This is a genomic window from Micromonospora sp. NPDC047557, assembly GCF_043205095.1.
GTDB lineage: Bacteria > Actinomycetota > Actinomycetes > Mycobacteriales > Micromonosporaceae > Micromonospora.
This window is the reverse complement of record NZ_JBIDDK010000025.1, coordinates 1-19,113: the sequence shown is the minus strand read 5'-3', so window position 1 is coordinate 19,113 and position 19,113 is coordinate 1. Positions and strand designations below refer to the sequence as shown.

Below are 19,113 nucleotides of genomic sequence, written 5' to 3'. Positions count from 1 at the left end.
CCGGCCGGAAGGCAGCTGGGCTGCCACCGATCGGCCGGCGACTCGATCGCGGCGGCGCGGCCCGTCAGTCGACCAGGGTGCGGCCGGTCAGGTGCAGGAAGACGTCCTCCAGGCCGCTGCGCCGCACCAGGACGTTGGCCGGGTTGAGCCCCAGCGCGCCGACCTCGGCGACCGCCGCGTCGCCGTCGGACACGTAGAGCAGGACGCGGTCGGGCAGCACCTCGACCCGCTCCCCCACACCGTCGAGCTTGCCGGCGAACGGCTCCTGCGACTCGGCGGCGAAGCGCAGCTCGACCACCTCGCGGGTGGAGTGCTCCTCGATCAGCGCCCGGGGTGAGCCCTCGGCGACGATCCGCCCGCCGTCCATCACCACCAGCCGGTCGCAGAGCTGCTCGGCCTCATCCATGTAGTGCGTGGTGAGCACCAGCGTCACGCCCTGCTGCTTGAGCCGGAACAGTCGCTCCCACACCAGGTGCCGCGCCTGCGGGTCGAGCCCGGTGGTCGGCTCGTCGAGCAGCACGATCTCCGGGTCGTTGACCAGGGCGCGGGCGATGGTCAACCGGCGCTTCATCCCACCGGAGAGCGGCTCGACCTTACTGTCGGCCCGCTCGGTGAGCTGGACGAAGTCGAGCAGCTCGGCGGCCCGTTCCCGGGCGACCCGGCGCGAGATGCCGAAGTAGCGGGCGTACACCGTGAGGTTTTCCCGGACGCTCAGCTCCGGGTCGAGATTGTCCATCTGCGGGCACACGCCGAGCCGGGCCCGGATCGCCGGCCCGTCGCGGACCGGATCCAGGTCGAGGATGCGCAGCTCACCGCCGCTCGGTGGGGAGATGCAGCCGACCATCCGCATGGTGGAGGACTTGCCGGCGCCGTTGGGCCCGAGGAAACCGAACGCCTCACCCGAGCGCACCTCGACGTCGATGCCGTCGACGGCGGTGAAGTCGCCGAACCGCTTCACCAGCCCACGAGCCTGAATCAGTGGTCGCCCCGAAGTCACCGCCCGACCCTAGCGGCCGGATCCGACAGCTTTCCACGGAAATTCCGGCCCAGCGTGCAGATCCGGCATGCGAAAGGCCGCGGCACGGGCCGTGGATGTCCCGACGGGACACGAACACTCTTCGCTGCCCCACCCGCCAGCCAATCGACGTGTATCGTCCGATTGTGTCGCCCGCCCGTTCGCCCGACGGTTCGTCGCCACCCGCACGACCAGCCAACTCTCCCGTCAGTGAGCCCGGCCCGGCCGAGAACGGGCCGCCACCTCGCCCCAGAGCGCCCCACGCCAGCTCAGCCGACACCAGCACGTCCGAAGGCACCGATTCGGCCGAGCGGCTCGGCGGCGATGCTCAGGCCGTTGACGAACGTGCAACCCGGGAGCTGGCCGCCCAGTTCGAGGACGAGAAGCCGGGCCGGGTGCTGTCCGGGCCGGCCGGCCTACTCTTCACCGCGGCGGCGCTGGCGGTCGGCCTTCTCGCCCTGTGGCAGGTCTTCCGCCCTCTGGCGCAGGGCAGCAAATATTATTTGATCATCTTCCTGGCGGGCATGCTGCCGCCGGTCTTCCTGGTCCACCCGGCGGGCCTGCGAATGCCGGCCTGGCGGCGGCGCAGAAGCGACAGCGACAGCCGCGCTCTGGCGCGGCCCACCGCCGTGGACTGGGCACTGGCCGTCCTGGCGGTGGCCGCCTGCCTCTACCCCGTCCTACCGATCCCCCTGGGTACGGGTGGCGGCGGTTACAACGCCTTCCTCGACCGGCAGGGTCTGCTGGCACCCCCGGATCTGGTGCTGGGCACCATCCTGCTGCTCCTGCTGCTCGAAGCGTGCCGGCGCACCACCGGGTGGATCCTGCCCGCGGTCTGCCTGCTGTTCCTCGGCTACGGCTACTACGGCGGGCTGCTGCCGCAGTCCTGGCCGGTAGCCCACGCCGGGCTCGACTTCAGCCAACTGGTCGACGCGTTCTACAACTCCGACAGCGGCTTCTACGGCACCCCGCTGGACGTGGCGGCCTCGTACATCGTGCTGTTCACCATCTACGGCGCGGTTCTGGAACTGTCCGGGGCGGGGCGGTTCTTCGTCGAACTGTCGGCGGCGGCGTTCCGCCGCTCGCGCACCGCCGCCGGGCGTACGGCGGTGGCCTCCGGCTTCCTGCTCGGCACCGTCTCCGGGTCCGGGGCTGCCACGACGGTGAGCATCGGGGCGGTCACCTGGCCGCTGCTGCGCCGCGCCGGCTACCCGGCCGAGCGCGCGGGCGGCATGCTGGCCGCCGCCGGTGTGGGCGCGATTCTCTCCCCGCCCACCCTGGGCGCGGCGGCGTTCATCATCGCCGAGTATCTGGGCGTCTCGTACCTGCAGGTGCTGAGCTGGGCAACCGTGCCGACCGTGCTCTACTACCTCGGCATCCTGCTCTCCGTGGAGATCGACGCCCGCCGCTCCGGCGTACGCCCGGTGGTGATCGACGTCGCCTCACCGTGGCGCCTGCTGGCCCGGTTCGGCTACCACTTCGCCTCGCTGATCGCCATCGTCGTGTTCCTCGCCGTCGGCATGTCCGCGACGAGGGCGGTCGTCTTCGCCACCCTCCTGGCCGCCGCGCTCTCGTTCCTGGACCGTACGCACCGGCTCACGCCACCCCGGCTGATGACCGCGCTCGTCACCGGGGTGCGCGGCGCGCTCGCCGTGACCGCCGTCTGCGCCGCCGCCGGCATCATCACGGCGACCACCACCAAGACCGGCCTCGGGCCGCAGGCGGCGGCGCTGCTGGTCGGCGGGGCCAAGGCGGCCACCTCCAACCCGACTGTCGTGCTGGCGCTCACCGCGCTGCTCGCTGCCGTCGCACTGAGCCTGCTGGGCCTGGCCGTGCCGGTCACCGCCTCGTTCGTGATCGGTTGGGTGATCGTCGGCCCGGCCCTGCTCGACCTGGGCGTGACAGCGCCCGCCGCGGCGATGTTCGTCTTCTACTTCGCGGTCCTGTCCGAGGTGTCCCCGCCCACCGCGCTCGCGGCGGTGGCCGCCGCGGCCGTCACCGGCGGCCGGTTGGTGCCGACCATGTGGCAGACCCTGCGCTACGCCCTGCCGGCCTACCTGATTCCGATCGCGTTCGTGATCACGCCGGCCGGCGTCGGTCTGCTGGGCATCGGCGGCGTGCCGCGGATCGCCTTCGCCGCCGTGGTGACGGCGCTCAGCGTGTCCGTGCTGGCCGTCGCCGCCGGTGGCTGGCTGCCCGGCGTGGGTCCCGCCGGCGCCCCGGAACGCGTACTCGGCGCCATCGCCGGCGTCACCCTGCTCTGGCTCGAACCCGTGCCGGTCGCGGTCGGCGTGGCGCTGGCCGCCATCGCCTCAGCGGGAGTGCTCGTCCGACGCGGATCCACGGGCCGACCGCGAACACCAACAGAGGAGAAACTGTGCGACGAATCGACGTACGACTCGCGGCGGGCCTGAGCGTGCTCGCCCTCGTCACGACCGCGGGCTGCGGTGGCCAGCAGGGCGGCGCCGCCGAGGACGACACGGCCAGCGCGGTCACCTGCGAGGTGGCCCGGGAGACCCGGGTCGGCATCGCCACCGGTAACGCGACAGGCGTCTACTACCCGATCGGCAACGCCCTGGCCGGGCAGTTGTCCGGTGCGACCGGCGGCAAGCTCACCGGAACCGCCGCCGAGACCGGCGCCTCGGTGCAGAACGTCGAGCAGTTGGTCGGCGGCCAGTACGACGTGGCGTTCTCGCTGTTCGACACGGCGGTCAACGCGGTCGAGGGCAAGGGCAGCTTCTCCGCGCCGCAGCCGGTGCAGGCGTTGGCCCGCCTCTACGACAACTACACCCAGGTGGTGGTCCGTAAGGACTCGGGAATCACCTCGGTGGCCGGCATGCGCGGCAAGCGGATCTCCACGGGCTCCCCGAAGTCCGGCACGGAGGTGATGGCGAACCGGCTGCTGGAGGCCGCCGGACTCGACCCGGCCAAGGACGTCCGGGCGCAGCGGCTCGACCTCGCCAAGACGGTCGACGGTGTCAAGGACGGTAGCGTCGACGGGTTCTTCTGGTCCGGTGGCCTGCCCACCGGCGGCCTGACGGACCTGTTCACCACCGCCGGCGACACGGTGATGTTCGTCGACATCGCGCCGCTGCTGCCGAAGCTGACCGCGCTGAGCCCCGGCTACCAGGCCGGCACGATCGGTCGGGACGTGTACCGGACGGCGACCGACACCCCGACCATCGTCGTACCGAACGTGCTGCTGGTCCGCGAGGACCTGGACGCCAACGTCGCCTGCGCGATCACCCGGACGGTGTTCGACAAGCGCGACGTCCTGGCCCAGGCCAACCCGGCGGCCAAGGGGATCTCGCTGGAGAAGGCCCGCAGAACCCTGCCGGTGCCGCTGCACCGCGGCGCCGAGAAGGCGCTGAACGACCTCGGCGCGAAGTGACGGCCGGTCAGCCGTCGGCCGGCGCCGTGGCGGCGCGGGCCGCGCTGACCAGCCGGTCGGTCTCGGCGAGCAGGGCCGCGTCGTCCGCCGGTGTGCCGGGATCGAGGCGGACCGTCCAGCTCAGACCGTCCACGCCGGCCACCCGCCGGGCCGCGACCCGGGCCGCGCCGCCGGGCACCGGCTGGTGTTCGGTGTACGCGACGGAGCGCGTCACCCGTGCCCGCACCTGGTGCGGCAGCTCACCCGGGTCGAGCAGCAGGTACGTCTCGGCCGGCCCGTCGGCGACCACGGTGTAGCCGTCGCGCTCGACGACCGTCTCGGCGGGCGTGACGGTCAGCTCCCGACCGGACCAGACCGCCTTGAGGACGTCGTGCCAGCCGATGCGGTGCCCCCGGCCGGGCAGCCACAGCCCGAGGTTGCTGGCCACGACGACCCCGTCGCCCTCGCCATTGCCCGCCGCCGACCAGGCGAGCACCCGCTCGTCGGCGGCCAACGGTGGCCGGTCGGCCGGCGGCAGCTTCGGCTTGCGGCTGAACAGTCCCATCTAGAGCCCTCCCGCGGCCTGCTCGCGCAACGCCCGGGCATGCTGCTCCAGCGACAGCAGTTCGCCGAAGGCGGCGAAGTACTCGTCCTTGTTGTTGACCGGGTTGATCCGCTGGATGCGCGACTTGAGGTCGCGGATGCGGGCCGTCACCGACCCGAACTGCACCCGAGCCATGGTGATCGACACGTAGCGTGGGTCCGGTTCACCGTCGATCCGCAGCGGCTCCACGGCCAGCTCGCCGACCAGCGCCGCCGAGGCCAGGTCGTCGCAGGCGTCGCGGACCTTCTCGATCCAGACGGCGCCGCCGGTCGCCGACGCGGCCCCACCGGCCGCCGCGACAGCAGCCCGTACGGCGACGTGCACCGGGTTGCGGTATTCCGTGGCCTCGACCGCGTCGAACATCGGCCCGGCCAGCACCGGCTGTTGCAGGGCGAGCTTCAACGCCTCACGCTCGACCATCGACTGCGGGCTGTCCACCGCCGGTTCGGGGCGGGATGGGGCGGATCGCGGGGCGGGTGCGGCGTCCCGGCCGCCGGGCGGCGGGGTGTTGGCGGCGGCGAGCACCGCCCGCTGCACCGGCTCGATCTCCATGCCGAGGTCCATGGCTAGCTTGCGGACGTACTCCGGGCGCTTCTCCCGGTCTTTGAGCTGCGCGACCAGCGGCGCGGCCCGGCGCATCGCCTCGACCCGGCCGTCGACGGTGTCCAGGTCGAAGCGGCTGATCTCGTGGCGCAGCGCGAAGTCGACAAGGGGCTCGCGCCGAGCGACCAGGTCGCGGACCGCCAGGTCGCCCTTGGCCAACCGCAGGTCGCACGGGTCCATGTTGTCGGGGCTGACCGCGATGAAGGTCCGGCCCACGAAGCGCTGGTCGTCGGAGAAGGCACGCAGCGCCGCCTTCTGCCCGGCGGCGTCCCCGTCGAAGGTGAAGATGATCTCGCCGGCCACCGAGTCGGTGTCCAGCAGGAGCCGGCGCAGCACCCCGATGTGGTCCGCGCCGAACGCGGTGCCGCAGGTCGCCACCGCCGTCGTCACCCCGGCCAGGTGGCAGGCCATCACGTCGGTGTAACCCTCGACGATCACCGCCCGGCCCTGCTTGGCGATCTCCCGCTTGGCCTGGTCGATGCCGTAGAGCACGTGCGACTTCTTGTAGATCGGCGTCTCGGGGGTGTTCAGGTACTTCGGGCCGTCGTCGTCGTCGAAGAGCTTGCGCGCGCCGAAGCCGATCACGTCGCCGGCGAGGTCCCGGATCGGCCACAGCAGCCGGCGCCGGAACCGGTCGATCAGCGTGCCCGAGCGGGACTCCCGGGACAGCCCGGCGGTGACCAGCTCCTGATGGGTGAAGCCCTGCTGGCGCAGGTGCTTGGTGAGCAGGTCCCAACCATCCGGCGCGAACCCGCACCCGTAGCGCTCGGCGGCGGCCCGGTCGAAGCCCCGTCTGGCCAGGAACTCCCGGGCCGGCCGCGCCCCGGCGGTGCTGAGTTGCGCCCGGTAGAAATCGACCGCGGCGGCGTGCGCGGCGACCAGGCGCTGCCGTTGACCCTGCTGCGGGCGGGGACGCGGGGTGCTCCGGTCGTCCTCGACGTAGCGCAGCTGGATGCCGGCACGCCCGGCCAGCCGCTCCACCGACTCGACGAAGCTGAGGTGCTCCGCGTCCATCAGGAACTTGATCGCGTCGCCGCCGGCCCCGCAGCCGAAGCAGTACCAGACGTTGCGAGCCGGCGAGACGTTGAACGAGGGGCTCTTCTCGTCGTGGAACGGGCACAGGCCCTTGAGGTTGCCGCCGCCGGCGGACTTCAGGGTGACCGTCTCGGAGATCACATCCCCGATCGAGGTGCGTTCCCGGACCAGTGCGATGTCCTCGTCCCGGATCCGCCCAGCCATGCGCCACCCCCTCGGCGTACATCCTGCCCTGCCGGGGTGACCCACGCGGCGTCGGGGGCTGGCGTATCGCGGGTGTATCGAAAAGTGCATACGCCCCCGCAACGGTCGGGCGGCTTGAGTTACCGGAATGGACCGGAGCGCAGCACCGTCAGCGCACGATTCGACGACCGGAAACGGAGCATGATCATGGATCCGAACACCGCACGCGGCATTGACCGGCGGCGACTGATCAAATGGGGCGGGATGGCCGCCGCCGGCGTGGCGGCGGCCGGCGGCCCGCTGGTGGGTACCGGGACCGGCCACGCCGGCCCGGCCCACGCCGACCCGGCCCGGCCCGGCCCGATCCCGCCAGAGACCCGGCCCGGCGGGGCCTACGACCGGTACGTGGCGCGGCTGGCCGCCGAGGGCAAATTCTCCGGCGTGGTGCTGCTGTCGCACCGGGGCCGGACGGTGCTGTCGCGCAGCTACGGCATGGCCGACCGGGAGAAGGGAATCCGGAACCACGAGAACGTCGCGTTCGACCTCTCCTCGGGCAGCCAGCCCTTCCTGTCGGTGGCCATCCTCCAGTTGGTGCAGCAGGGCAGGGTGACGCTCGCGGACCCGGTGGGCACCCACCTGACGGGCCTCCCCCGGGAGATCGCCGAGCGGGTGACCATCCATCACGTGCTCACCGGCACCGCCGGGCTGGACGCCCCGATGCCGGACTGGCAGCGCGTCTTCCACAGCCGGGAGGAGGTACACGCCTACCACGAGCAGTGGGTACGGCAGGCCAAGCTGGTGGGGGTCCCCGGCGCGGGATCCGACGGCCACCTGCCCGGCGGCGGCGTCGGCCTGGCCATGGCCGCGCAGATCGTGGAGGCCGTGTCCGGCATGACGTTCTGGGACTACGTGCACGAGCACGTCTTCGGGCGCGCCGGCATGAAGGGCTCGGCTTACTACACCAGGGACCAGTGGCTCACCGACAGGCACATCGCCCACCCCTACATGGCGCAGGCCGACGGCAGTCTGGTGGACGCCGTCCGCCACTTGGACAAGGGCAGCACCGACCCGCACACCCTCGGCAGGAATCCGGGCCGCAGCTTCATCGGTTACGCCTCGGGCGACGGCTTCGCCACCGCACCCGACCTGGTCCGGTTCGCGGCGGCGTTGTACGACGGCACGCTGCTCGACAGGCCCTACGCCGACCTGTTCGCCGGGGCCAAGCTCCCCGGCCCGGCGCCCACGTCGTACGCGGGCTACACGATGCCGGTCAGCATCGTCAACGGCCAGTGGGTGATCGGGCGCGGCGGCGGGGCCGGTGGCGTCGGCGCCAACTGGAGCATCTACCCGGACACCGGCTGGGTCGGCGTCATCCTCAGCAACAACGACGGCGTGCCGATGCTGGACGTCTGCCTGCGCGAGGCCGAGGCCGTCACCGGCGGGCCGGTCGCCCCGCCCGGCGGCGGGAACGGCGGCTGAGTGGCCCGGCGCAGGATCGTGCTGCGGGGCGCCACGGCCGAGCCGCCCGATCCTAGGGTGCAGGCATGCGCGTACTGATCGTGGAGGACGAGCCGCACCTGGCCGAGGCCGTCCGGGACGGGCTGCGGCAGGAGGCGATTGCCGCCGACATCGCCGGAGACGGCAATTCCGCCCTGGAACTGCTCGGCGTCAACTCCTACGACCTCGCGGTCCTCGACCGGGACATCCCCGGCCCCTCCGGCGACGAGATCGCCCGGCACATCGTCGCCTCCGGCAGCGGCATCCCGATCCTCATGCTCACCGCCGCCGACCGGATCGACGACAAGGCCTCCGGGTTCGAGATCGGCGCCGACGACTACCTCACCAAGCCCTTCGACCTTCGGGAACTCGTGCTCCGCCTCAAGGCGCTCGACCGCAGGCGCGGGCACACCCGGCCCCCGGTTCGCGAGCTGGCGGGCCTGCGGCTCGACCCCTTCCGCCGGGAGGTCTTCCGTGACGGACGCTACGTCGCGCTCACCCGCAAGCAGTTCGCAGTGCTGGAGGTCCTCGTCGCCGCGGAGGGCGGCGTCGTCAGCGCCGAAGAACTGCTGGAACGGGCCTGGGACCAGAACGCCAACCCCTTCACCAACGCCGTACGCATCACCGTCTCCGCACTACGCAAACGGCTCGGAGAACCGTGGATCATCGCCACCGTGCCCGGCGTCGGCTACCGCATCGACACCGGACCCGACGCCGGGCGGGAGGGTGGGGGCCATGGCTAGGGCGCCCGGTCTGAGCGTCCGGCTCAGGATGACCCTCAGCTATGCCGGGTTCGTCATGCTGGCCGGCGCGCTACTCCTCGGCACCGTGTGGGTGTTCCTGCTGCGTTACGTGCCCGAGGAGATCGCCCTCCCGCAGCCACCCGGGCCCGGCCACCCCGGCCCCCCTGCGCTGTTCGTGCCGAACCGCTCCGACCTGCTGCGCGCCTTCGTCCCCAGAGCAGCGGTGGTGCTGGCCGTCCTGCTGATCTTCGGCCTTCTGGGCGGCTGGATCCTCGCCGGGCGGATGCTCGCGCCGCTGGCCCGCATCACCCAGGCCACCCGCCTGGCCGCAGGCGGATCGCTGTCCCACCGCACCCGCATGGCGGGCCGCCGGGACGAGTTCCGGGAACTCTCCGACGCGTTCGACTCGATGCTCGAACGACTGGAGTCCCACGTCGCCGAGCAGCAGAGGTTCGCCGCGAACGCCTCCCACGAACTGCGCACCCCGCTCGCGATCTCGCGGACCCTGCTCGACGTCGCCCGCAGGAACCCCGCCCGGGGCCGGGACGAACTGCTCGAACGACTGCACGCCGCCAACAAGCGGGCGATCGACCTCACCGAGGCCCTCCTGCTGCTCAGCCGGGGCGACCGCGGAGACTTCGCCCGCGAGAGCGTCGACCTCTCCCTCCTCGCCGAGGAGGCCGCCGAAACGCTGCTCCCCCTCGCCGAGCAGCGCCGGATCACGCTCGAGGTCACCGGCGGCGCTGCCCCGGCCAGCGGCTCCGCCGAACTCCTGCTGCAGATGGTGACGAACCTTGTGCAGAACGCCCTCGTCCACAACCTTCCCGACGGCGGCACGGTGACGGTCCGCACCGAGGCGCACGGCGGCACCAGCGTGCTGCGGGTCGAGAACACGGGTCGTCGGCTCCCACCGGAGTTGGTGCCGCTCCTCGTCGAACCGTTCCAGCGCGCGACGGAACGCGTGCGCACCGACGGACCCACGGGCGTCGGTCTCGGCCTGGCCATCGTGCACAGCATCGTTCGCGCCCACCACGGGACCCTCGACCTCGTCCCCGGCCCGGACGGCGGTCTCCTCGTCACGGTCCGGCTTCCCGGCACGTCGTAGGAGCCGACGTCGGCGTCGACCTGCACAACCTGGAACCCGGCTCGGCCGCCCCGAGCAGGTCGTGTCAAACGGGCGCGGTGGTCTCCTCCGCCTCGACCTGCCGGTTCCAGTCGGGCTTCGTCGAGCGCCAGCCCTCGTCGTCCATGCCGCGCCGCCAGTAGCCGGAGATGGAGAGCCGGTCGGCGGGCACGCCCCGCTCGCCGCGCAGCAGCCGGCGCAACTCCCGGACGAACGTCGCCTCGCCGTGCACGAAGGCGTGCACCGAACCGGGCGGGAACTCCAGCTCCCGCACCGCCGCCACCAGGGCGTCGCCCACCGGGCGCTGCCCCCGGTGCAGCCAGGTCAGCTCCACGGCGCCGGGGCTGAGCAACTGCTGCTCGTCGGCCGGGTCGGCGATCTCGACGAACACCCGGGCCGGAGCGCCCATCGGCAGCCGTTCCAGGGCGGCGGCGATCGCCGGCAGGGCGCTCTCGTCGCCGATCAGGAGGTGCCAGTCCGCGTCCGGGTCCGGCGCGTACGCCCCGCCGGGGCCGACGAAGTGCACCGGGTCACCCGGGCGCAGCGCTGCGGCCCACGGGCCGGCCAGCCCCTCGTCGCCGTGGTGCACCACGTCCACGGTCAGCTCCCCGGCCAGCGGGTCCCACCGCCGTACGGTGTAGGCGCGCAGCCGGGGCCACTGCTCCCGGGGCAGGTCCCGGCGGATCGCGGCGAGGTCCAGCGGCTGCGCGTACGCGACGCCGGGCTGCGGAAAGACCAGCTTGATGTAGTGGTCGGTGAACTCGCCCACCGGCAGGCCGGTCAGCTCGTCCCCACCGAGGACGAGCCGGATCAGGTGCGGGGTGGGTCGCTCGGTGCGCAGCACCTGGACCGAGGTGACGTTCCTTGGGCGTTCCGTCATGCACTTAGGTTAGCCTAAGTTGCTGTGGTCGCCTCCGGCGGTGCGCCGCCGCCGACCAGACGGGTGTGCCAGCTCATCGCCGCCGGGTCGGTGAGCGAGGCGATCTGGTCGATCACCACGCGCAGCCGGGCGGCGTCGTCCGGCGCGGCCCGCCACAGCGGGGCGAACACCGGGTCGAGGCCGTCCGGGGCCCGTCCGACAAGCGCCGCCGCCAGCTCGGCCAGCATCGTCCGCTGCCGCTCGTAACGACCCCGGAAGCCGGTGCGCCGCATCACGTAGCGCAGGGCGATGCCCTTGAGCAGCGCGCACTGGGCCCGGACCCTCCTTGGCACCACCAGATCGGCGGCGTAGCGGCGGTGCGGCCCGGGGCCGTACCGCTCCTCGGTAGCCGCGACCGCCGCCGACACGAACCGACCGGTCAGGCCGCTCGTGGTGGCCTTCAGCGCGACCTGGGCGCGGTGGCTGCCGTCGTACCCGACGAGGGGGGCGAGCAGCGGGTCAGCCAGCAGCTCGACAAGCACCTCGGCCAGGTCGGCCGGAGACTCCCCGGAGTAGGCGGCGGCCACGTCGGCGCAGAGCGCGGCCCGCTCGTCGGCGTCCGCGAGCAGCGGGCGCAGCGCGACGTACCCGCCGTGGATGCCGTCCTCCACGTCGTGCACCGAGTACGCCACATCGTCGGCCCAGTCCATCACCTGCGCCTCCAGGCAGCGCCGGTCGCCGGGCGCACCGGCCCGGATCCAGCCGAAGACCGCCGCGTCGTCGGCGTACACCCCGAACTTGCGCTGCCCGTCGCGGCGCGGCCAGGGGTACTTGCCGATCGCGTCGAGCGACGCCCGGGTGAGGTTCAGCCCGGCCGACGAACCGTCCGGGGCGAGCACCTTCGCCTCCAGTCGGGTCAGCACCCGCAGCGTCTGCGCGTTGCCCTCGAACCCGCCGCAGGGCGCGGCGAGCAGGTCCAGAGCGGCCTCGCCGTTGTGCCCGAACGGCGGGTGCCCGAGGTCGTGGGCGAGCCCGGCGACGTCCACCACGTCCGGGTCGCAGCCCAGCCGGGCGCCCATCTCCCGGGCGATCTGGGCCACCTCCAGCGAGTGGGTCAACCGGGTCCGCAGGAAGTCGTCGGTGCCGGCGGTGTGCACCTGGGTCTTGGTGGCCAGCCGGCGAAACGCCGCGGAGTGCAGCACCCGGGCCCGGTCACGCTCGTACGGCGACCGGCGGTGGCCGGTGTCCTTGGGCGGCTCCTGGACCAGCCGGGCGTCCGCGCGGTTCACTTCTGACGCAGGACGCAGAACTCGTTGCCCTCCGGATCGGCCAGGACCGTCCACTCGACGTCGCCCTGGCCGATGTCGACGTGCCGGGCGCCCATGTCGACCAGACGCTCGACCTCGGCTTCCTGGTCGACCGGGCGGAGGTCGAGGTGCAACCGGTTCTTACGCTCCTTGCCGTCGGTCACCGGCACGAAGACCAGCCCGGGAAGGCGGTCGGCGGACTGGCGGATCTCCACCTCGTCCGGTCTCTCGGTGACGACCTGGTATCCGAGCGCCTCGGCCCACCAGCGGGCCAGTCGGGCCGGATCGCGGGCGTCGATGGTCAGGTTCTCCCAGACGCTGGTCATACAACCACCTTTCCCGTCGACGGCGGACACAGTCGGCCGTGTGAGCGAGCCAAGGTTACGCCCGCCGATGCCGCTCGGCCTGCCCGCGACGCAGCACCGGAACCTGCGCAACCGCCGATCGGTTCCCAGTTGTGGACCGATCGCCCTGGGTTACGGGCTCGCGGGCGGAAGTGGCCACCGGTAGCGTTCCCAACGCGGAAAGTGACCAACCGACCGAGACGCGGAGCCGACCGCTAGGGAGACGCTCGTGGATGCAGACACGGTGGTGGGAACGGAACTGCTCGGGCTGCGTCGACGCCGGCCCGAGGTCGCCGGCGCCGTCCTGGCCGGTACCGACGGGCTGCTCATCTCCAGCGATCTGCCGAGCACCGACGCCACCCACCTCGCCGCGCTCGCCGCGGCCAGCTACGGGCTCGGTCACCGGGTCGCCGACACGGTCCGCCGGGGCGAGTTCCGCGAGTCGGTGGTCTGCACCACCGACGGCTGCGTGGTCACCTACCCGGCCGGACGCAGCGCCCTGCTGACACTTGTCACCGGGTCGGCAGCCAAGGATCTGGAAGGACTGCACGAGGAGGCCCGGGCGGTGGCACACCGGGCAGGCCGTGTGCTGGACAATCGCGGCGGCGGGATCGGCGCCACGGCGATGCCCGACGCGCACGCGCCGCTGGCCGTGCGTACCCCGATGGCGACCCTGCCGACGCAGCTGCGCCGCTCGGCCCGACCCACCTGGCGTCGCCCGCCGATCTGAGCGCCGACGACGGTCGGCCCGCCGCAGATCTGGGCACGCCAGCGACGGCCCGGCCCATCGCCGATCAGGGCGCGCTGGCGGCGGCCCGGTCGTCCGGGCCGCCGCCAGCGTCCGCGTCAGCGGCTGTCCGACCCGTCGGTCTCCACGGCCGCCCGGCCGGCCTCCAGGCGGGCCACCGGCACCCGGAACGGCGAGCAGGACACGTAGTCCAGGCCGACCTCGTGGAAGAAGTGCACCGAGTCCGGGTCGCCGCCGTGCTCACCGCAGACACCGAGCTTCAGCCCGGGACGGGCGGCCCGGCCCTCCTCGGCAGCGATCCGCACCAGCCGGCCCACGCCGTCGCGGTCGATCGACTCGAACGGCGAGATGCCGAAGATGCCCAGCTCCAGGTAGCGCCAGAAGAACGCGCCCTCGACGTCGTCGCGGGAGAAGCCCCAGCCCATCTGGGTCAGGTCGTTGGTGCCGAAGGAGAAGAACTCGGCCGCCTCGGCGATCTGTCCGGCGGTCAGCGCCGCCCGGGGCACCTCGATCATGGTGCCGATCAGCACCTCGACGCCGCTGTCACCGACCACCTCGGCGATGATCTTCTCGGCCTCGGCGCGTACCGTCTCCAGCTCCTGCACGGCGCCGACGAGCGGCACCATGATCTCCGGCTTGGCCACCCGGCCCTCCCGGGCGCAGGTCACCGCCGCCTCCGCGATGGCCCGGACCTGCATCGCGAACAGGCCGGGGATGACCAGGCCGAGGCGGACGCCGCGCAGCCCGAGCATCGGGTTCTCCTCGTGCATCCGCCGGACGGCGGCGAGCAACGCCTCCTCCTTGGCCACGTCCTCGCCGCGTTCCTGCGCGACCGCGACGTTGACGGCGAGCTGCTCCAACGGTGGCAGGAACTCGTGCAGCGGGGGGTCGATCAGCCGGACGGTGACCGGCAGCCCGTCCATCTCGCGGAAGATCTCCACGAAGTCGGCCCGCTGCAACGGCAGAAGCGCCTCCAGCGCGGCCTCCCGCTCGTCCGCGGCGCGCGCCAGGATCAGCCGCTCGACCAGCTCCCGCCGCTCGCCGAGGAACATGTGCTCGGTGCGGCACAGCCCGATGCCCTCGGCGCCGAAGCGCCGGGCACGGGCGGCGTCCGCGCCGGTGTCGGCGTTCGTGCGGACCGCCAGCCGCCGCCTGCCGTCGGCGTGCGTCATGATCCGGTGTACGGCCCGGACGAGCGCGTTGTCGATGTGCTCGGGGTCGAGGCTGCCCTCGAAGTACTGCACGACCTCCGACGGCATGACCGGCACCTCACCGAGGTACACCTTGCCGGTGGTGCCGTCGATGGAGACGACGTCGCCCTCGTTGACGGTCCGCCCGGCCACGGTGAACCGCTTCGCCGGCACGTTGACGTCGATCGCGTCGGCGCCGGAGACGCAGGTCTTGCCCATTCCCCGGGCCACCACGGCGGCGTGGCTGGTCTTGCCGCCGCGCGAGGTGAGAATGCCCTTGGCGGCGATCATGCCGTTCAGGTCGTCCGGGTTGGTCTCGCGGCGGACCAGGATCACCGACTTGCCCTCGGCAGCCAGCTCGACGGCCCGCGCAGAGGTGAAGACCACCGTGCCGGACGCCGCACCCGGTGAGGCGCCGATGCCCGTGGCGACCGCCTCGAACTCGTGGTCGAGCTGGAAGCGGGGGAACATGAGCTGGGCGAGCTGTGCGCCGTTGACCCGGTGCAGCGCCTCGTCCAGGTCGATCAGGCCCTCGTCGATGAGCTGCCCGGCGATGACGAACGCGGCGGCGGCGGTGCGCTTGCCGACCCGGGTCTGCAACATCCACAGCTTGCCGCGTTCGATGGTGAACTCGATGTCGCACAGATCCCGGTAGTGCTCCTCCAGCCGGGCCATGAACGAGAGCAACTCGTCGTAGGACTTCTTGTCGAGCTGCTCCAGCTCCTGCAACGGCACGGTGTTGCGGATGCCGGCGACCACGTCCTCGCCCTGGGCGTTGGCCAGGTAGTCGCCGTAGATGCCCTGCGCGCCGCTGCCCGGGTCGCGGGTGAAGGCGACGCCGGTGCCCGAGTCGGGGCCGAGGTTGCCGAAGACCATGGTCACCACGTTGACCGCGGTGCCGAGGTCGGCCGGGATGCGCTCCTGGCGGCGGTAGAGCACCGCGCGCTCGGCGTTCCACGACTCGAAGACCGCCCGGATGGCCAGGTCGAGCTGCTCCCGCGGCTGCTGCGGGAACTCCCGGCCGGTGTGCTTGGCGAAGATCTTCTTGTACGCGTCGACCAGCCCGCGCAGGTCGTCCGCGTCCAGGTCGAGGTCGTTGTGGGTGCCCTTGGCGCTCTTGGCCTCGTCGAGGGCGTGCTCGAACTCCTCGCCCGGCACCTCGCAGACGGTCTTGCCGAACATCTGGATCAGCCGGCGGTAGGAGTCCCAGGCGAACCTGTCGTTGCCCCCCGCCTGCGCGGAGAGCCCGACCACGCTCTGGTCGTTGAGGCCGACGTTGAGGACGGTCTCCATCATGCCGGGCATGGAGAACTTGGCCCCGGAGCGGACGGACACCAGCAGCGGGTCCCCCGGGTCGCCGAGGCGCTTACCCATCGCCCGTTCCAGCGACTCCAGGTGCGCCTCGATCTGACCGGCGAGCCCGTCCGGCTCCCGCCCGGTCGCGAGGTACGCCTGGCAGGCCTCGGTCGTGATGGTGAAGCCGGGCGGGACGGGCAGACCGAGGTTGGTCATCTCGGCGAGGTTGGCCCCCTTGCCGCCGAGCAGGTCCTTGAGATCCTTGTTGCCCTCGGAGAAGTCGTAGACGTACTTGTGTTCGTCGGTCTCTTGCGCTGCCACCAGAGCCTCCCACGCGCGCCGGATTGACACTTAACGAAGGTTCAGGGCGAAGGTTAAGCGAAGATCGGGTGGCCTGGGACCGTTCGGTGACAATAGGCACAGCCATCACGACTATCCGCGTTCGTACCGGTTTTTGGGAACGCTTCCATGCGCACGATCACGCATCTCCGCCGGTCCTCGTATTCTTGACGGCACTGGTTCTGCCGAAGCTCACTTTTGCCATATCCGACGCGAATAACCCCCTCCGGAGCCGTCGTGGTGTCATCCCTTCCGCTCTCCTCCCCCGCCCCCGAGCCGACCCCGACGGCCACCGTCGCCGACTCGGCCGCCGTGCCCGCGCACCAGCCGGAGGCCGGCGACCTGGCTGTGCTCGCCGCGCGGGCGGCCGGCGACGACCTGCTCGCCCCCGCGGTACGCCTCGACAGCGTCGTACCGGCACCGGAACGGGTCGAAGCGGACCCCACCGCGTCCTTCGTGCTCACCGAGGACACCGCCATCCGGGTCACCGCCCACCCGGGCGCCCGCCCGGTGGCCGACCACCTCGCCGAGCTGCTCCGACCGGCAACCGGGTTCCTCCTGCCGGTCGCCGACACCCGTGCGGTCGGGCCGACCGGCCCGCTGACGCTCACCCTGGCCGCCACGCCCGCCAGCCCGGCCCCCGCCACCGAGCGCCCGACCACCGACCTCGGGGCGGAGGGCTACCGGCTCGACGTGACCACCGCCGAGGTACGCCTCGTCGCCGACACCGCAGCCGGTCTCTTCTACGGCGTACAGACGCTCCGGCAGCTGCTCCCCGCCGCCGTGGAGAGCCCGACGCCGGTGACCACGCGCTGGGCGCTGCCCGGCGGCACGATCCTGGACCGGCCCCGCTTCCCCTACCGGGGCGCGATGCTCGACGTGGCGCGACACTTCTTCGCCGTCGAGGACGTCCTGCGGGTGATCGACCACCTCGCCCGCTACAAGCTCAACCACCTGCACCTGCACCTCACCGACGACCAGGGGTGGCGCATCGCCGTCGACTCCTGGCCGAAGCTGGCCACCGTCGGCGGGGCGAGCGAGGTCGGCGGCGGCCCCGGCGGGCACTACACCAAGGCCGACTACCGGCGGATCGTCTCCCACGCGGCCGCCCGGCACGTCACGCTGGTCCCGGAGATCGACCTGCCCGGCCACACCAACGCGGCGCTCGTCGCGTACCCGCAGCTCGCACCGGACAAGCTCGCGCCGCCGCCGTACACCGGCACCGAGGTCGGCTTCAGCTACGTCGACCCGGCCGACGAGCAGACGTACGACTTCATCGCCGACGTGCTCGGCGAGGTGGCCGCCCTCACCCCCGGGCCGTGGCTGCACATCGGCGGCGACGAGGCGTTCAAGGTCAAGGGTGCGGTCTACACCGGTTTCGTGGAGAGGGCGCAGCGGATCGTCGCCGACACCGGCAAGGCTGTGGTGGGCTGGCACCAGCTCGCTCCGGCGGCGCACCTCGACGGGCGGGTCCTGCAGTGGTGGGGCACCGACGCCGAAGATCCCACCACGGCCGACGCGGTGCGGCGGGGCGCTCGGCTGATCCTGTCCCCCGGCAACCACGCGTACCTGGACATGAAGTACGCCGAGGACACCCCGATCGGGCACGACTGGGCCGGCCTCATCGACGTACGGCGAGCGTACGACTGGGATCCGGGCACGCACGTCGCCGACGTTCCCACCACGGCCGTCCTGGGCGTGGAGGCCCCGCTGTGGACCGAGTCGGTCACCTCGCTCGCCGACATCGAGTTCATGCTGTTCCCCCGGTTGCCCGCCATCGCCGAGCTCGGCTGGTCGCCCCGGGCCGCGCACGACTGGGCCGGATTCCGCGAGCGCCTGGCCGGGCACGGGCCACGCTGGTCCACCGCCGGGATCACCTTCCACCGCTCCCCCGAGATCCCCTGGCCGGCGACCCCCACCATCCCCCGCCAACACCGCGCGCCCCAAGACGACCCGACAACCCACTGAAGGCGCGGCACACCGCGAGGTCGCGGTCAGCGGCGTGCGCCGACGGACACCGTGCACGCACGTCTCGGCGGGCATGATCGTGCTCGATCCTGGATGTAGTGGCCTCGCCCGCGTGGTGAGGCCCCTGTTTCCTGGATCGAGCACGATCATCCAGGTGGCCGTGGGGCCGCGCGGTGGTGATCGACTCGGGTTCGGTGATGTCGGGGTGTCCCGGGCGCCCGGATACCCCGACTTCGCCGAAGTCGAGTCGATCAAACCCGGGTGGTGGCGGATGTCCGTTTCCGTTGGGCGGTGTAGGGGGTTTGGGTGGTGGCGTCCCGTGGCGGGCGCCACCCTGGGGGCGGAATCGGGGACCCGGCGGGGTCGTTATACCTGGCATGGCGCCGCGACCTACGGGCTAGCGGCGCACGGCAGCCGCCGGGAACACCCGCCCGGCCGCCACGGTTACATCCCCCGCACCGCCGAGCAGCACCACTAGCCCGGCCCGGGTGACAGCCGCCGGGAACACCCGCCCGGCCGCCACGGTTACACCCCCCGCACCGCCGAGCAGCACCACTAGCCCGGCCCGGGTGACAGCCGCCGGGAACACCCACCCGGCCGCCACGGTTACACCCCCCGCACCGCCGAGCACCACCGGCCGGCGTCGTCCGGAAATGCGGAATGACTCGCCACCCCGGACCGTTGCACCACCCCCCGGGACACCCCCCGTGCAGGCCCCCGCCGGGCCGCCGGACCACGTCCCGCCGTGAACTTTTTCCGCCCGGCACACACCCCCCGAGTTTGTGTGTGTCGTTGCGTATCCCCCTGATGCAGAGGAGCACGCCATCATGCGTACCGATCTGATGCGTAAGACCGCTCTGACCGCTGCTGGCCTCGCCTTCACCGGCGG

Annotated in this window: 13 protein-coding genes and 1 pseudogene; 7 read left to right on the top strand and 7 right to left on the bottom strand. The window is 72.3% G+C overall.

What is annotated here, in order from left to right; translation table 11 throughout:
* Positions 1–64: 64 nt before the first annotated feature.
* Entirely contained in the window at positions 65–997 is a 933-nt protein-coding gene (locus ACGGAQ_RS31870; protein WP_393055729.1) for an ABC transporter ATP-binding protein, read from the bottom strand.
* Between the two features lie 164 nt (positions 998–1,161).
* Between ACGGAQ_RS31870 and ACGGAQ_RS31865 the strand changes: the two genes are divergently transcribed.
* On the top strand, positions 1,162–3,429 hold the full coding sequence (locus tag ACGGAQ_RS31865) for a TRAP transporter permease (RefSeq protein WP_393055727.1): 2,268 nt from the start codon (positions 1,162–1,164) through the stop codon (positions 3,427–3,429).
* Complete coding sequence (locus tag ACGGAQ_RS31860) at positions 3,393–4,406, top strand: TAXI family TRAP transporter solute-binding subunit (protein ID WP_393055724.1); 1,014 nt, start codon at positions 3,393–3,395, stop codon at positions 4,404–4,406. The genes ACGGAQ_RS31865 and ACGGAQ_RS31860 overlap by 37 nt, the downstream gene beginning before the upstream one ends.
* A gap of 7 nt (positions 4,407–4,413) precedes the next feature.
* Here the strand turns inward: ACGGAQ_RS31860 and ACGGAQ_RS31855 are convergent, their stop codons facing one another.
* Positions 4,414–4,950, bottom strand: coding sequence for a hypothetical protein (locus ACGGAQ_RS31855; RefSeq protein ID WP_393055722.1), 537 nt, complete (start codon positions 4,948–4,950; stop codon positions 4,414–4,416).
* Positions 4,951–6,853, bottom strand: a pseudogene (gene dnaG, locus ACGGAQ_RS31850) (DNA primase).
* A gap of 164 nt (positions 6,854–7,017) precedes the next feature.
* On the opposite strand from dnaG, the gene ACGGAQ_RS31845 reads away from it, so the two are divergent.
* The 3 genes from ACGGAQ_RS31845 (at position 7,018) to ACGGAQ_RS31835 (ending at position 10,155) form a co-directional block, all read left to right on the top strand.
* Entirely contained in the window at positions 7,018–8,289 is a 1,272-nt protein-coding gene (locus ACGGAQ_RS31845) for a serine hydrolase domain-containing protein (RefSeq protein ID WP_393055719.1), read from the top strand.
* Between the two features lie 65 nt (positions 8,290–8,354).
* Positions 8,355–9,050: a response regulator transcription factor gene (locus tag ACGGAQ_RS31840; RefSeq protein WP_393055716.1), complete on the top strand. Its 696-nt coding sequence runs from the start codon at positions 8,355–8,357 to the stop codon at positions 9,048–9,050.
* Positions 9,043–10,155: a sensor histidine kinase gene (locus tag ACGGAQ_RS31835; RefSeq protein WP_393055713.1), complete on the top strand. Its 1,113-nt coding sequence runs from the start codon at positions 9,043–9,045 to the stop codon at positions 10,153–10,155. The genes ACGGAQ_RS31840 and ACGGAQ_RS31835 overlap by 8 nt, the downstream gene beginning before the upstream one ends.
* A 64-nt stretch (positions 10,156–10,219) precedes the next feature.
* On the opposite strand, the gene ACGGAQ_RS31830 is transcribed toward ACGGAQ_RS31835, so the two are convergent.
* From ACGGAQ_RS31830 to ACGGAQ_RS31820, 3 genes are read right to left on the bottom strand one after another with little or no spacing between them, the layout of a single operon-like run.
* Positions 10,220–11,053 (bottom strand): siderophore-interacting protein, encoded by an 834-nt coding sequence (locus tag ACGGAQ_RS31830; protein WP_393055711.1) that lies wholly within the window; start codon positions 11,051–11,053, stop codon positions 10,220–10,222.
* A 14-nt stretch (positions 11,054–11,067) separates the two neighbouring features.
* On the bottom strand, positions 11,068–12,321 hold the full coding sequence (locus ACGGAQ_RS31825; RefSeq protein ID WP_393055708.1) for a deoxyguanosinetriphosphate triphosphohydrolase: 1,254 nt from the start codon (positions 12,319–12,321) through the stop codon (positions 11,068–11,070).
* On the bottom strand, positions 12,318–12,665 hold the full coding sequence (locus tag ACGGAQ_RS31820) for a VOC family protein (RefSeq protein ID WP_393055705.1): 348 nt from the start codon (positions 12,663–12,665) through the stop codon (positions 12,318–12,320). Before ACGGAQ_RS31820 ends, ACGGAQ_RS31825 begins: the two co-directional genes overlap by 4 nt.
* Positions 12,666–12,912: 247 nt before the next feature.
* Here ACGGAQ_RS31820 and ACGGAQ_RS31815 point away from each other — a divergent pair, with 247 nt between their 5' ends.
* Positions 12,913–13,413: a roadblock/LC7 domain-containing protein gene (locus tag ACGGAQ_RS31815; protein WP_393055702.1), complete on the top strand. Its 501-nt coding sequence runs from the start codon at positions 12,913–12,915 to the stop codon at positions 13,411–13,413.
* A gap of 116 nt (positions 13,414–13,529) precedes the next feature.
* Here the strand turns inward: ACGGAQ_RS31815 and ppdK are convergent, their stop codons facing one another.
* The gene (gene ppdK, locus ACGGAQ_RS31810) at positions 13,530–16,238 is read right to left on the bottom strand and encodes a pyruvate, phosphate dikinase (protein WP_393055699.1); all 2,709 of its coding nucleotides are present in this window, start codon (positions 16,236–16,238) and stop codon (positions 13,530–13,532) included.
* Positions 16,239–16,496: 258 nt separating this feature from the next.
* On the opposite strand from ppdK, the gene ACGGAQ_RS31805 reads away from it, so the two are divergent.
* A complete protein-coding gene (locus ACGGAQ_RS31805; RefSeq protein WP_393055805.1) occupies positions 16,497–18,224 on the top strand; it encodes a beta-N-acetylhexosaminidase in 1,728 nt (575 codons plus the stop codon).
* Positions 18,225–19,113 lie beyond the last annotated feature (889 nt).